The organism is uncultured Mucilaginibacter sp. (genome assembly GCF_903913935.1).
Lineage (GTDB): Bacteria > Bacteroidota > Bacteroidia > Sphingobacteriales > Sphingobacteriaceae > Mucilaginibacter.
In genome coordinates, this window is sequence record NZ_CAIWNH010000129.1 from 1 (window position 1) to 13569 (window position 13569).

Annotated in this window: 13 protein-coding genes and 2 pseudogenes; 9 read left to right on the forward strand and 6 right to left on the reverse strand. The window is 42.7% G+C overall.

Annotated elements, in window-relative coordinates; genetic code table 11:
• The 4 genes and pseudogenes from QZY09_RS04800 to QZY09_RS04815 form a co-directional block, all read left to right on the forward strand.
• Positions 1 to 297 (forward strand): annotated as a pseudogene (locus QZY09_RS04800) (hypothetical protein); the annotation flags it as partial.
• Positions 288 to 545 carry a Txe/YoeB family addiction module toxin gene (locus QZY09_RS04805; protein ID WP_295668873.1) on the forward strand — a complete coding sequence of 86 codons (258 nt, stop codon included), beginning with the start codon at positions 288 to 290 and terminating at the stop codon, positions 543 to 545. The pseudogene QZY09_RS04800 and the gene QZY09_RS04805, both read left to right, overlap by 10 nt.
• A 120-nt stretch (positions 546 to 665) precedes the next feature.
• Positions 666 to 2387 carry a lysine--tRNA ligase gene (gene lysS, locus QZY09_RS04810; RefSeq protein WP_295668876.1) on the forward strand — a complete coding sequence of 574 codons (1722 nt, stop codon included), beginning with the start codon at positions 666 to 668 and terminating at the stop codon, positions 2385 to 2387.
• A 203-nt stretch (positions 2388 to 2590) separates the two neighbouring features.
• Positions 2591 to 2803 (forward strand): hypothetical protein, encoded by a 213-nt coding sequence (locus tag QZY09_RS04815; RefSeq protein WP_096351667.1) that lies wholly within the window; start codon positions 2591 to 2593, stop codon positions 2801 to 2803.
• Positions 2804 to 2974: 171 nt separating this feature from the next.
• Here the strand turns inward: QZY09_RS04815 and QZY09_RS04820 are convergent, their stop codons facing one another.
• On the reverse strand, positions 2975 to 3526 hold the full coding sequence (locus QZY09_RS04820; RefSeq protein ID WP_295668883.1) for a DUF2892 domain-containing protein: 552 nt from the start codon (positions 3524 to 3526) through the stop codon (positions 2975 to 2977).
• Positions 3527 to 3599: 73 nt separating this feature from the next.
• On the opposite strand from QZY09_RS04820, the gene ung reads away from it, so the two are divergent.
• Positions 3600 to 4280, forward strand: a complete 681-nt coding sequence (gene ung, locus QZY09_RS04825) for a uracil-DNA glycosylase (protein WP_295668887.1) — start codon at positions 3600 to 3602, stop codon at positions 4278 to 4280.
• Between the two features lie 72 nt (positions 4281 to 4352).
• Here the strand turns inward: ung and QZY09_RS04830 are convergent, their stop codons facing one another.
• Positions 4353 to 4823 (reverse strand): Lrp/AsnC family transcriptional regulator, encoded by a 471-nt coding sequence (locus QZY09_RS04830; RefSeq protein ID WP_096351663.1) that lies wholly within the window; start codon positions 4821 to 4823, stop codon positions 4353 to 4355.
• A 129-nt stretch (positions 4824 to 4952) separates the two neighbouring features.
• Here QZY09_RS04830 and QZY09_RS04835 point away from each other — a divergent pair, with 129 nt between their 5' ends.
• The 3 genes from QZY09_RS04835 to smpB all read left to right on the forward strand — a co-directional run bounded on the left by QZY09_RS04835 (position 4953) and on the right by smpB (position 8119).
• On the forward strand, positions 4953 to 5603 hold the full coding sequence (locus QZY09_RS04835; protein WP_295668893.1) for a metal-dependent transcriptional regulator: 651 nt from the start codon (positions 4953 to 4955) through the stop codon (positions 5601 to 5603).
• Positions 5600 to 7513: an Nramp family divalent metal transporter gene (locus QZY09_RS04840; RefSeq protein ID WP_295668895.1), complete on the forward strand. Its 1914-nt coding sequence runs from the start codon at positions 5600 to 5602 to the stop codon at positions 7511 to 7513. The genes QZY09_RS04835 and QZY09_RS04840 overlap by 4 nt, the downstream gene beginning before the upstream one ends.
• Before the next feature lie 156 nt (positions 7514 to 7669).
• Entirely contained in the window at positions 7670 to 8119 is a 450-nt protein-coding gene (gene smpB, locus QZY09_RS04845) for an SsrA-binding protein SmpB (RefSeq protein ID WP_096351658.1), read from the forward strand.
• 79 nt (positions 8120 to 8198) lie between these two features.
• Here smpB and QZY09_RS04850 read toward each other — a convergent pair whose 3' ends face one another.
• From QZY09_RS04850 to QZY09_RS04870, 4 genes and pseudogenes are all read right to left on the reverse strand, one after another.
• Positions 8199 to 8855, reverse strand: coding sequence for a protein-L-isoaspartate(D-aspartate) O-methyltransferase (locus QZY09_RS04850; RefSeq protein WP_295668899.1), 657 nt, complete (start codon positions 8853 to 8855; stop codon positions 8199 to 8201).
• Positions 8856 to 8889: 34 nt separating this feature from the next.
• Positions 8890 to 9296 (reverse strand): annotated as a pseudogene (locus QZY09_RS24680) (GxxExxY protein).
• Positions 9297 to 9348: 52 nt separating this feature from the next.
• A complete protein-coding gene (gene priA / locus QZY09_RS04865; protein WP_295668905.1) occupies positions 9349 to 11835 on the reverse strand; it encodes a primosomal protein N' in 2487 nt (828 codons plus the stop codon).
• 4 nt (positions 11836 to 11839) lie between these two features.
• Positions 11840 to 12226, reverse strand: coding sequence for a DUF423 domain-containing protein (locus QZY09_RS04870; RefSeq protein ID WP_295668910.1), 387 nt, complete (start codon positions 12224 to 12226; stop codon positions 11840 to 11842).
• A gap of 146 nt (positions 12227 to 12372) precedes the next feature.
• Here QZY09_RS04870 and QZY09_RS04875 point away from each other — a divergent pair.
• The coding region (locus QZY09_RS04875; RefSeq protein ID WP_295668912.1) for a hypothetical protein at positions 12373 to 13569 on the forward strand (1197 nt) is incomplete at its 3' end.

Genomic DNA, 13569 nt, shown 5'->3' on the forward strand with positions numbered 1-13569 from the left:
GGGACAATTGTTTTCTTTATAGGCTTAATCTCTGCTTTATGGTTAGGAATTGAAAAGCTTATTGCAGTATTTAGCGGTCTCAGAGCTCCTTTAATTACTACCAGTCCTTATTTTTACATTGCTATTACAGCTATGATTATAGGCACTCAGCTTTTCCTTACCGGTTTTATTGCTGAGCTTATAGGGAGGTCTTCTCCTACCAGAAATTCATATCTTATTGAAAAACTGGAACAGGGTAGAAAAGATATGAAAAACGGAAAAGGGGTTAAAATCCCCATTGATGATTTATGGAAATAGTTTATCAGCCTAAGGCTTTAGATGATTTAAAATTTAGGAAAAAGTCTGGTCAAAAACAAATCCAAGCAAGAGTATTAGCGCTGATTCAATCTATTCAACAAACCCCGTTTGAAGGAATTGGAAAACCTGAACCAATTAAACATAATTTTACAGGAATGTGGTCAAGACGAATTAACAATGTTCATCGCATAATCTACGAAGTCAGAGACAACGCAATTCATATCTTTTCATTAAAAGACCAGTATTAGCCTCGAAAGCACTTTTCATCAAACGCTTTCTTTTGTACTTTCCTAACTTTCGGACTTTACTGCCTTCCGGACTTTCGAACTTTCCGACTAAATCCCTACCTTTGGAGCTTTAATAAAAATATGAGTATTGCACTATCCGAACAGGAAATTTTACGCCGCGAATCATTAAAACAGCTTCGTGCTTTAGGTATTAACCCCTATCCCGCCGAAGAATATAAAGTTACCGCCACCGCAGAAGAAATAGCCGATAATTTTGAGCGGTTTCCTGACAATTATAAATCCGTAACCATTGCCGGCCGCATCATGAGCCGCAATATTATGGGTAGCGCTTCCTTTGCCAAACTGCAGGATTCAACTGGCCGCATCCAGATCTATATCAAACGTGATGATATCTGCCCCGGCGAGGATAAAACCCTGTACAATACCGTATTTAAAAAACTGCTGGATATCGGTGACTTTGTAGGCGTTAAAGGCTATGTATTTTTAACGCAAACCGGCGAAATATCAGTTCATGTGCAGGAAATGACACTCTTGTCAAAGTCTTTGAAACCTCTGCCTATCGTAAAACGCGATGAGGAAGGCAATATTCACGATGCGTTCACTGATCCGGAGCAACGTTACCGCCAGCGCTATGTCGACCTTACCGTTAACCCTGAATTTAAACAGATCTTCATCAAGCGCTCCAAAGTGATCAGCAGCATGCGCGATTACTTTAACAAACAGGGCTGGCTGGAAGTGGAAACCCCGATATTACAGCCCGTACATGGCGGCGCGGCGGCGCGTCCGTTTGCAACGCATCATAATACATTAGACATGCAGTTGTTTTTGCGTATCGCTAATGAGTTGTATTTAAAAAGACTGATCGTTGCCGGTTTTGATGGCGTTTATGAGTTTGGCAAGATGTTCCGCAACGAAGGAATGGACCGCACCCATAACCCGGAATTTACCAGTATGGAGATCTATGTGGCCTATAAGGACTATAACTGGATGATGGCCATGGTAGAGGAATGTTTGGAATTAGTAACCCGTGCAGTACATGGCATCCCCGTAGTACAGGTTGGCGCCAACGAGATCAACTTTGCGGGGCCTTATGAAAAACTATCCATGTACGATTCTATCCTTAAATATACAGGTATCGACGTATCGGCTATGGACGAAACCGCCCTTCGCCAAACCTGCGCCGAACTGGAGATCGAAGTAGATAATAGCATGGGCAAAGGCAAACTGATCGATGAGATCTTCAGCGCCAAAGTGGAAGCCAATCTGATCCAGCCTACCTATATTACCGATTACCCGATCGAGATGACGCCGCTGGCTAAAAAACACCGCAGCGTAAATGGCCTTGTGGAGCGTTTTGAACTGTTTGTAAACGGCAAAGAAATAGCCAATGCCTATTCGGAACTAAACGACCCGATAGACCAACGTGAACGCTTGGAAGAGCAACTGATCCTTGCCGGTCGCGGTGATGACGAGGCCATGGCCATGGACGACGACTTTTTACGTTCGCTTGAATACGGTATGCCGCCTACGTCCGGTCTGGGTATCGGTATCGACAGGCTGGTGATGCTGATGACCAACCAGAGCACCATCCAGGAGGTATTGTTCTTCCCTCAAATGCGCCCCGAGAAAAAAGCAAGGGTTACTACCGCCGAAGATTTTACCAATATCGGCGTACCTGCCGAATGGGTACCTGTACTCAATAAAATGGGCTTCAATACGGTTGAGGAGCTAAAAGCAGCCAATCCCAATAAAGTATTTAACGATTTGGGCGGTATGCGCAAGAAATTAAAACTGGAAATTACCATGCCTGCGAAAGAAGTGGTGATGGCCTGGTTTGCATAATATCCGAAGCGGCGCAATACTTTGCGCCTCTAATAAATCGCTTCCGGGGACATAAGATAGACGCAAAGTAATGCGTCTCTACAAAAATAAATCGCAACAAATCAGCCTTTTAATAACAATTTGTTAATGAAAGGATAATTTTGCTGTCACTTGAGTATTGGATAGGTTGTTTATTATTGCAATAAACACTTATAACTAAAGTTATGACTAATTCAATTCTCGAGATAACCGAAAACGAATACCTGATAAAACTTAACAGGAGTAATTTTAACCTTTCCTTTATCAGGAGCCTGTTAAAAATGGTGGAGGTGGCCAACCCATCAGAAGATGGCTATTTTACGCAGGAAAGGCATTTTGCACCGAATCAAAATCATTCTTCCGAGCCTGATTACTTCAGTTCAATTGAAGAAAAATAAGGCAAGAGCCAGGAATAAAAAACCAGGAATCAGGATAAAAAAAGAGGCGCTATTTGCGCCTCCGGTATGTTTATTAAAACGCGTTGCTAAACGTCTATCTTGCTTCTATAAAATTTAGTTTAACGACAGTTGCAGCTTCTTTCGGACTTTACTGACTTTCGGACTATTCTATTAAAATTGGCGATATCCGCCTCTTACTACCTGTTGCTTATCCATCTGTGCCATTTGGCTCTTCATCATTTTGATCTGCTCGGTAAGCAATTTGTTCTTATCATCCTTTGTAGCTTCCTGTAAATACATCTGCGCTTCGCGTTTGTTACGTTTAGCCATGGATATACCCGCAAGGCTAAGCTTTGCTAATGCTGTATTGTGAGACATTTTCATCCCCAGTGAAAGGGCTTTCTTAAAATATTTTTCAGCCTTTAACGGCGCTTTCCTGGTTTCGATCAAGCCGATCAACAGGTTATAATAACCATGCTGGCTTTTGTTCAATTGTTTTTCGTAATCAGTTACCTTTAGCAGCCATTGTTCGGCTTTGTCCGGGTTCTCTTTACGTAAAAACCACTGGGCCAATATCATGTTCTCATTAAAAAAGTAGCTTAACAACACAAAGCCACCTAAAAACAGCACCAATATACCCCAGCCCCAAAATCCAAACGCACAGAGTGCCACTGCGGCCCCTAAAACTACACAGGCAATAATTAACCTTACTATATTTGACATCGTTAGTAATTATATAAATTAGTTTGCAAATATCCGTTTATTTGTACGCTAAATCAACATTTTTAAAATATTTATGGCGATAGAATTAGAGCCCGGCTGGCTGGAGGTTTTAAGCGAAGAGTTTGGCAAAGATTACATGGTTCAGCTGCAGCAGTTCCTTAAAAATGAGAAAGACGCCGGCAATAAAATATACCCAAAAGAAGCAGATATTTTTAATGCCTTCTGGAAAACGCCTTTTTCGGAATTAAAGGTGGTGATCCTCGGCCAGGACCCTTACCACGGCGAAAACCAGGCGCATGGTTTGTCTTTTTCGGTACAAAAAGGTATCACCATCCCACCATCGTTAAGGAATATTTATAAAGAGCTCAATACCGATATACCGGACTTTATAACACCCAACCACGGCAACCTTACTGAATGGGCCGAACAGGGCGTACTACTGCTCAACGCAAGCCTTACCGTACGCGCAGGCACACCAGGCTCACACCAGAAAAAAGGCTGGGAAGAATTTACCGACCAGGTGATCAAAACCATTTCCGATAAAAAAGAGGGGATCATATTTATCCTGTGGGGAGCATTCGCCCAGGCTAAAGCCGAACTCATCGACAAAACCAAACATCATATTATCAAATCGCCTCACCCATCACCTTTTTCAGCTGACCGTGGTTTTTTTGGCTCGAAGCCGTTTTCAAAAACGAATGATATTTTGATAAAAGAAGGTAAAAAGCCCATTGATTGGCAGATAGCCCCCTAACCCCCTAAAGGGGGAATAGACGACAAATATTTTTAATATGTTTCTCTGCTCCCCCTTTAGGGGGCCGGGGGGCTAATATTCCAGCGGCACTATCGGCTCCTTCTTACTGGTCGACATGATCATCATCGTTTGGAAAGTTTTTACAACGCTTATGCGGCTGATCTTTTCCATAATGAGTTGTTCATACGATTTGATATCCCGCACATAAACTTTCAGTAAAAAGTCGCATTGCCCGGTTACGTGGTGGCATTCGGTAACTTCCTTGATGTTTTTGATCTCATCGATAAAAGTCTGGATGGTATTTTTTTGATGAAAATCAAGCGAGATCTGGATAAAGGTTTTGATCCCCAGGCCCAGTTTCTCCTCGTCAACTAAAGCATGATAGCTTTTAATATATTCCGCGTTCTCCAACTTGCGCACACGTTCCAGTGTAGGTGCGGGCGAAAGCCCGATTTCGTTGGAAAGCTGAAGGTTGGTTATCCTTCCGTTTTCCTGTAATATCTTCAGTATCTGAAGGTCTATTTTGTCTAATTCGGCAGCCATGATACAGGCAAATATAGGATATTACTTAATCTACCAAATAAAATTTCTCAAAAATCTATTTTAACAAAAATATATTTTTATTTGCAATGAAATTTAGACTTGTCTAAATATATTATTAGATTTGCTTAAATGAATACTTTAGCAGAAGAAAACTATTTAAAGTCCATTTATCACTTGTCGGTAAATGCCACCAGCGTGAGCACAAACCAGTTGGCTGCCCTGCTAAATACCAAAGCATCATCGGTAACAGATATGCTCAAAAAACTGGCTGAGAAGGAACTGATCAACTACACGCCTTACCAGGGCGTTTCGCTCACGGCCGCGGGTGAGAAGATCGCCGTAAATATTATCCGCAAACACCGGTTGTGGGAATATTTTTTGGTGGAAAAGCTTGATTTTAAATGGGACCAGGTGCACGAAATGGCTGAAGAATTAGAGCATATCTCATCGAACGAACTCATCGACCGCCTGGATAAATTTATGGAGTACCCCAAATTTGATCCGCATGGCGACCCGATACCTGACTGTAACGGATTGTTTAAAATCCATAATTTAAAGCCGGTCTCTTCAATTGGTATAAATGAAGGCGGGGTGATCTGCGGCGTCCGCGATCATTCAAAGGCTTATTTACAATACCTCGAAAAACAGTCGCTCACTATCGGCAAAAAAGTTACCGTTGCCGAGATCATTGAATTTGACCACTCCATGGTATTACATACCGAAGATAATACGATACAAATCAGCCGCGAGGTGGCCAATAACTTATTGATCGCGCTATGAAAGATACAAATACCCCTAACAAATCATTAGGTAATATTCACAGTTCCATCGGCACCGAAAATAAACTGGGCTGGCGCAGGCTGCTGGCTTTTATAGGCCCTGCCTACCTGGTAAGCGTTGGCTATATGGACCCGGGCAACTGGGCAACTGACATAGCCGGCGGCAGCGCCTTTGGCTACAAGTTGATTTGGGTACTGTTTGCATCCAACCTGATCGCTTTATTACTGCAATCATTAAGTGCCCGGCTGGGTATTGTGCGCGGGCTTGACCTTGCGCAAGCGTCGAAAAATGCCTATCCCCGTTTCATCAATTTTTGCCTGTATATCCTCGCTCAAATTGCCATCATCGCCTGCGACCTTGCCGAAGTGATCGGTATGGCCATCGGTTTACAATTACTTTTTCATTTGCCGCTCATCTGGGGCGTATCACTTACCCTTACAGATACGGTGCTCATGCTATTTTTGATGAACAAAGGCATGCGCAAGCTGGAAGTTTTCATCATGTCGATGATCTTCATTATGGGAATGTCGTTTTTGATCGAAATGTTTATTGTTCGGCCCGATGTTTTGGAAATAGCAAAAGGATTTATACCAAATAACTTATTTAAAGGGGATGTGATCAGTCAAAACATGCTCTACATTGCCATAGGTATTATTGGCGCAACGGTGATGCCGCATAACCTGTACCTGCATTCTTCCCTGGTGCAAACCCGGCAAATTGTGCGAACACATGAAGGTATCAAATCAGCCATAAAATTCAATTTGTTTGATACAGTGATCGCGCTTAACCTTGCGTTTATAGTTAACGCCGCCATCCTGATCCTGGCTGCCGGTGCATTTTTCAGTAACGGGTATTTTAAAGTTGCTGAGATCCAGGACGCGTACAAACTACTGGCGCATATTTTTGGTCCGCTGGCACCAACTTTATTTGCCGTCGCATTGATCGCCTCTGGTCAAAGCTCAACTATCACCGGCACGCTTGCCGGCCAGATCATTTTAGAGGGGCATATCAACCTGCGGATTGAGCCATGGCTGCGCCGTCTATTAACCAGGTTCCTGGCTATTGTCCCCGCTGTTTTAACTATTTTATATTTTGGCGATTCAGGCCTGGGCAGCCTGATCATTTTAAGCCAGGTTGTTTTAAGTTTGCAACTGGGATTTGCGGTTATTCCATTGATCCACTTTACCTCAAACCGAAAACGAATGGGTAAATTTGCTATCAGTTTAAAAGTAAAGATTGTGGCCTGGTTAAGCGCCGCTTTAATAGTCGCACTAAATGCGAAGCTTGTTTTTGACCAGCTGCTCGACTGGATTAAAGAATACCCTTCGGCCCATTTTTGGATCTACGTTTTGGTGATCCCGCTTATTGCAGCTATCGCTGTGCTGCTGCTTTATGTATTTTTCAGGCCGCTATTGTTTAAACACCACGACCTGCCGGCCCGGGTACCCCACGGCCTTGCTTCAACCATTCATGAAATTAAGCCCATTACCTACAAACACATTGGCGTAAGTATTGATTTTTCGAAAAACGACCGCGACTGTATCAGGCATGCTATAATGCAGGGAGGAAAAGAGGCCAGGTACACGCTGATCCATGTGGTAGAGACGGCAGGCGCCAGGTATTACGGCACCGAAGTAATGGACCACGAAACGCAAAGCGACGTAAACAATCTTGAAAAATATGCCGAGGCTATAGTAAAACTAGGTTACAAGGCCAATGCCCATATGGGATTCGGCAGGGCCGCAAGTGCTATCGCACAAATCGTTGCTGAAGAAAAAATTGACTTTTTAGTAATGGGTTCGCACGGGCACAAGGTATTAAAAGACCTTATTTTTGGTACAACCGTTGATTCGGTTCGCCATAAGGTTCATGTACCGGTGCTGGTGGTTAAACCACAACCAAGCCGTTAAATAACAGGCACGAATTTCACGAACAGACACAAATAAAACCCATTCGTCCCAACTCGTGAAATTCCTGTCAACTATATTCGCGCCCACTTCATTTGTGTCCATTCGTCTTTATTCGTAGAATTCTTGTCAAAATAAATTCCCGTATATTTGCAGCAAATGGACCAGAACATCTACATAAAAAACAAAAAAGCCTATTTTGAATACCATATACTGGATAAATATATTGCGGGCATAAAATTGCTGGGCACCGAAATTAAATCCATCCGCCAGGGCAAAGCCAATATAAACGATGCCTTTTGCACTTTCATTAATGATCAGCTGTACGTCCGTAACCTGCACATTGCCGAATACAGCTTCGGCTCCTTTTATAACCACGAAGCCAAACGCGACCGGGTGCTTCTTCTCAATAAAAAAGAATTAAAAAAACTCCAAACGCGGGGCGAAGAAAAGGGCCTGACTATTGTCCCCCTTGCCCTGTTCATCAGCGAGCGCGGATTTGCCAAACTGGAGATCGGGCTGGCCCAGGGTAAAAAGACCTTTGATAAACGCGAAACAATGAAGGAACGCGATACGAAGGTGGAGATGGACAGAGCGATGAAAGGATAAGCCCCCTAACCCCCTAAAGTGGGGAACATCAGCGGACTTGTTCCTTTTCTGCTCCCCCTTTAGGGGGTCGGGGGGTCGCCTACCACGCCTTATCCCCTAGCAGCGGTACAAACCTGAAGGTATCCAAAACAATTTTCTCATAGTCTGTTTCGCTTGTCTTCAGTATAGTAACCATTTTTTGGGATTTTTGATCGCCTACGGGGATCACTAATATCCCGCCGATATTCAGTTGTTTTACTAATTCATCAGGTACAGTTGGTGCACCGGCAGTAACGATGATTTTATCGAACGGCGCACGGTTTGCTATGCCTTTTGAGCCATCGCCGCAAAAAAAGCGGGCTTTGTAGCCAATTTCGTGCAACAGTTCTTTGGCTTGCAAGTGTAGTTTTTCTATCCGTTCAATGGTATAGACTTTGGCGCCTAACTCTGCTAAAATACAAGTTTGGTAACCGCTTCCGGTACCTATTTCAAGTACTTTATCGTCTTTATGTATGTGTAGCAATTGGGTTTGATAAGCTACCGTGTAGGGCTGCGAAATGGTTTGCCCCTCACCTATCTGGAAAGCAATGTCCTTATAAGCCTGGTTCCTGAAAGTTTCTTCAAAAAAAAAGTGGCGGGGTACTTTGCCCATGGCTTCGAGTACTTTTTCGTCTTCGATCCCTTTTTTTCTTAGCTCCTCAACTAATGCCTTGCGAAGGCCTTTATCTCTGTATCCGTCAACGTATTTAATTGCCATTTTTGTCTGAACACGATTTATATGATTTGGACGATTAAAAAGATTTTCGATCTTGCGGTTTAACCAACTTATTGTTAAAAACCCTTTTAAACTCCAAGCTCAAGCCGCCAAAGTTAATCAATAAACCATCGGCGATATTGTAAGCTTCCAAATAATTTATTGCCTGGTTTTTGTGAATATCTTCTATTTTTTCGAGCGCTTTTAATTCGACCATCACACTTTCTTCAACAAAAAAACGGCTCTTCTTGTTCCTATCAGTTCATCATAATAATAAATTGACATTTCCTTTTCCCGTTCATAATTTATACCTGCAATCCTGAATTCAATAGCAAGGGCCCTCTGATAAATAACCTCCTGAAACCCATTTCCTAAGTTATTATGTACTTTCATTGCACAACCGATTATCTTGTGCGTTAAGTCATTTATATTAAAATCCGTCATATAAAAATCTTAAATCTTTACCATCAATAAAATCTTATAAATCGTGTTCAGACTAGTATGGATCCACATCGGGTTGCACGATGCTCCCCTTACTGAGTTTGGTGGTTTGAAACTGGGTAATGACCTCCCGTATAATGACCTTTGCTTTATTGATAGAATCGGCTTCCTTTTCAAATTTCAGCATAATGCTCATGATATAGTAATTTCGGATCCTGCTCACTAAGGGATATTCTGGCCCTATTACCCTGTCGCCAAAATGCTTGCGTAGTTCCTTTGCAAGGTAGATACTCTGGTTGTTGACCATTTCGGGGTCCTTGTGTTTTACACCAAGGTTAATAATGCGGTAAAACGGCGGGTATTTAAAGCTTCTTCGTTCTTCCATTTCGGTAAAATAAAGATCGGTATAATCGCTCTCAATCACCTGCCGGATCACCCGGTGTGTAGTATCATAGGTTTGTATTACTACCTTGCCCTGCTTACCACGCCGCCCGGCTCTGCCGCTCACCTGGCTCAGCATTTGGTAGCTGCGCTCATTGGCCCTGTAATCCGGAAATTTCAATAAACTATCCGCATTGATAATACCGATGACCGTAACATCCGAAAAGTCGAGCCCTTTAGCCACCATCTGCGTACCTACCAGGATGTCGATCTTCTTTTCCTCCAGGTTATTGAGTAGCAGCTGAAGCGAATTGCGGGACCGCGTAGTATCAAGGTCCATCCGGGCAATGCGTGCTTCCGGTAAAATCAACGCCAGCTCATCTTCAACCTTTTCGGTACCGAAACCTTTATATTCCAAGTGTGTTGATCCGCAGGCAGGACAAATATTTGGCGCATCTTCTTTATATCCGCAATAATGGCAATGTAGTTTGCCACTAGTTTTATGGAAGGTTAAACTTACATCACAATTGATACATTTGGGCGTATAGGCGCAGATCTTGCACATGAGCACAGGGGCATAGCCACGCCTGTTTTGAAACAGGATTACCTGTTCCTTATTTTCGAGCGCCTGCCTGATATCCGCCAGCAAAACACTCGTAAAATGCGATTGTATCGTTTTTTTCTTTGTTTCCTCCGCAATGCTTACCACTTCAATTTCGGGCATCTTAACGCCTCCATAGCGCTCGGTCAATTCGGCAAAGCCATATTTATGCAGGCGGGCATTATAATAACTTTCAAACGATGGCGTAGCAGAGCCCAGCAAAACTTTCCCTTTGTGCATATTTGCCAGGAAAATAGCGGCATCGCGGGCGTTATAGCGTGGGGCGGGATCATATTGTTTATAGGATGTTTCATGTTCTTCATCCACAATGATCAAACCTAGGTCGTGAAACGGCAAAAACACCGATGAACGCGCACCCAGTATCACTTTATAATCATTATTCAATACTTTTTGCCAAACCTCCACACGCTCGTTATCATTAAAACGGGAGTGGTAAATGCCAATATTGGCGCCAAAATATTGGCGGAGCCTTTCAATAATATGGGTGGTAAGGGCAATTTCGGGCAGTAGATATAATACCTGCCGGCCGGCGCTCATCATTTCTTCTATCAACCGGATATAGATCTGCGTTTTACCGGAGGAAGTTACGCCATGCAGCAGCACCACATCCTTTTGCTTAAATTCATCGCTTACCTGGCTTAACACTTCAGTTTGCTGATCGCTCAAGTCGAAACTGTCAAAAATCGATTGATCTTCGTAAAACAAACGGCTTACGTTTTTTTCCTCGGCAATAAACACCTCTTTTTCTAACAGGGAATTTATACTCGACGCCCCCGCGCCGCTTTCCTCGGCAAGTTCGTTTTTGGTGACCGCTTTTTGGTGGCGCGCCAGTTTCATATAAGCAAGCACCGCGTCAGCCTGTTTAGGCGCCCGTTTTTCAAGAATCAGGAATAATTCCTTCAAACTCTCCTGCTGATGATAAACAGGATTTAAAGTAATAAATGTGCGGGTGCGGGGTTTGTATTTTTCGCTTATATCCTCAGAAATATGGATGATATTCTTTTCAAAAAGCACTTTTAGTATCGGCATTACTGTTTTCTGCCCCAGCAGCTTCACAATATCGCTAACCGTAAGCTCAGGCTGTATATCCAGCGCCTCAACAATCAGGTATTCTTTGTCATGTAATGCCGAGCGGTCAATTTCAAAACTTTTATTGAGGATGATCCGGGTTTCGCTGGCCAGTTTTAAGGCCGAAGGCAGGGCTGCATTCATCACCTCACCAATAGTACACATATAATAATCGGCCATCCACTGCCAAAACTGCATCTGCGCAGCCGTAACTAACGGGCGATCATCCAACAATTCGATCACGTACTTCGCCTCATATTTTTCAGGGGCGAGATTCCCTACAGATGCTATTATCGCTGTATAAAGTTTGCTTTTACCAAACTGCACCACCACCCTTTTTCCCACAGCCACCGCAGCGTTCATTTCAAAAGGGACCCGGTAGGTATAGTTTTTAGCAATTGCCAATGGCAATATCACTTCAACAAAAAGTGTTTCCCGATCTGCACGGCTTTGTTCAGCAAATTCTAACATCAAATTATTTTATTTTTAAAGCGGCGACACCAAGACACACCCACCCTGCTATAAAAAGGACGCCGCCAATTGGTGTTATCGGGCCGAGGATGGGCAACCACGACCAATCAATCAACTCTTTACAGGAAAGCATATATAAAGAACCGGAAAACAAGACAATACCTAAAGTAAAAAGGATATAGCAATGACCAACAAGCCTTATTTTAAAACGCGTTAGCGTGGATAAAAAGATCAGCGCAAAAGTGTGATAAAACTGGTACTGCACAGCCGTGTGCCATACCTCCAAGTTTTTCGCTGATAGTTTTCCCTCTAAACCGTGTGCGCCAAATGCGCCGGCAATAACTGCAAGCATTCCAAATATGGCTGCAGTGATAATTATTCTTCTCTTCATGTTTACAATAAACGGCTAAGTTAATGATTTTAGCAATTTATGGTTTTGCTTGCAAAGATTTGTTATTATTCTGTTTCCCTATTTAATATTGACAAGTAACCCGATGAACCACCCAAATTTAAGCTACCTTTGTATAGCAGGAAGCGATGAAAAAACACCTGATTATTACCTTTATTTTGTTGTTAGCTACCGCTTATGTAACGGTTGTTTACTTTAAGAATTTAAATCCGCCCGGATCAAATACCAGCCGGGTAATGCACGCCATTCCCCGTAATGCGTCCATTATATTTGAGTTCAATAATGATTCAAGTTTTTACGATATCTTTAAAGGCAATCAATTATTCGCGGCGGTTACCGGAAAGCAGGCACTTGGCCAATTAGATACCCTACGACAACAATTACTTCAAAACAAACTGCTAAGTAAATATTTTTCGGGGCAAAATGTTTTTGTTTCCGTTCATCCAACACAAACAAAAAACATCGAATTGCTGATTACGGTGCCGGCGTCGGCTGATTTCGACCCGGCGATATTTGATCAGTTAGCAAAACAACCGGGCAATGGTATATTGGTCACACCACTGCAGGCAGGTACAAAAAAGGGCTACACATTGTATATAAATGCGCTAAAAAAAAGATTCTACCTGGTCAAAGATGAATTTAACAACTATTCTGGCAGCTTTTCAAAAGAACTGATAAATGAAGTAGCTTCCATAAAAAAAATCGATCCCGCCCCATCGTTTGCATTACTATCCGAACAGCAAAACGCCAACTCCCTTGCCAGCATATACATCAACTACAGCGAGCTTGACCCATTATTTGATTGCCTTTTCAGGAATAAAAACACTGACATTTTTAAAAGTTTTCGTTTGCTCTCCGGGCATTCAGCATTAAGTTTAAACTACAAAACGGACGCTTTAATGTTTAATGGTGAAACAACAGTACAGGTAAACGAGGCGATCAGTTACTTAAACCTCTTTGCCAACCAACAGCCTTTCAACAACCAATTAAAGGATATTTTTCCTTCAACAACTGCTTACAGCACCAATCTGGCAGTGTCAAATCCGCTTTCATTTAGCAAGAACCTCTCAGGCTGGTATGCGAAAGCGGGCTATAAGAAAGAAGAAGGGCAACTCTTTAACAAAATACAGGCCGAAACAGGTACCGACTTAAAAAAACGATTTTATAACCTGCTGGGAAACGAATTTGCTATTATTACCACGCGCTATTTTGAAAAATTGGCTATTGTTTCGCTCAAGGACGGAAGCAAAATGAATACGCTGTTGATGAACGTGAGTAAAATGACGGACGAAAATTCGGGCCAGTTGAGTTATGACAAATTACCC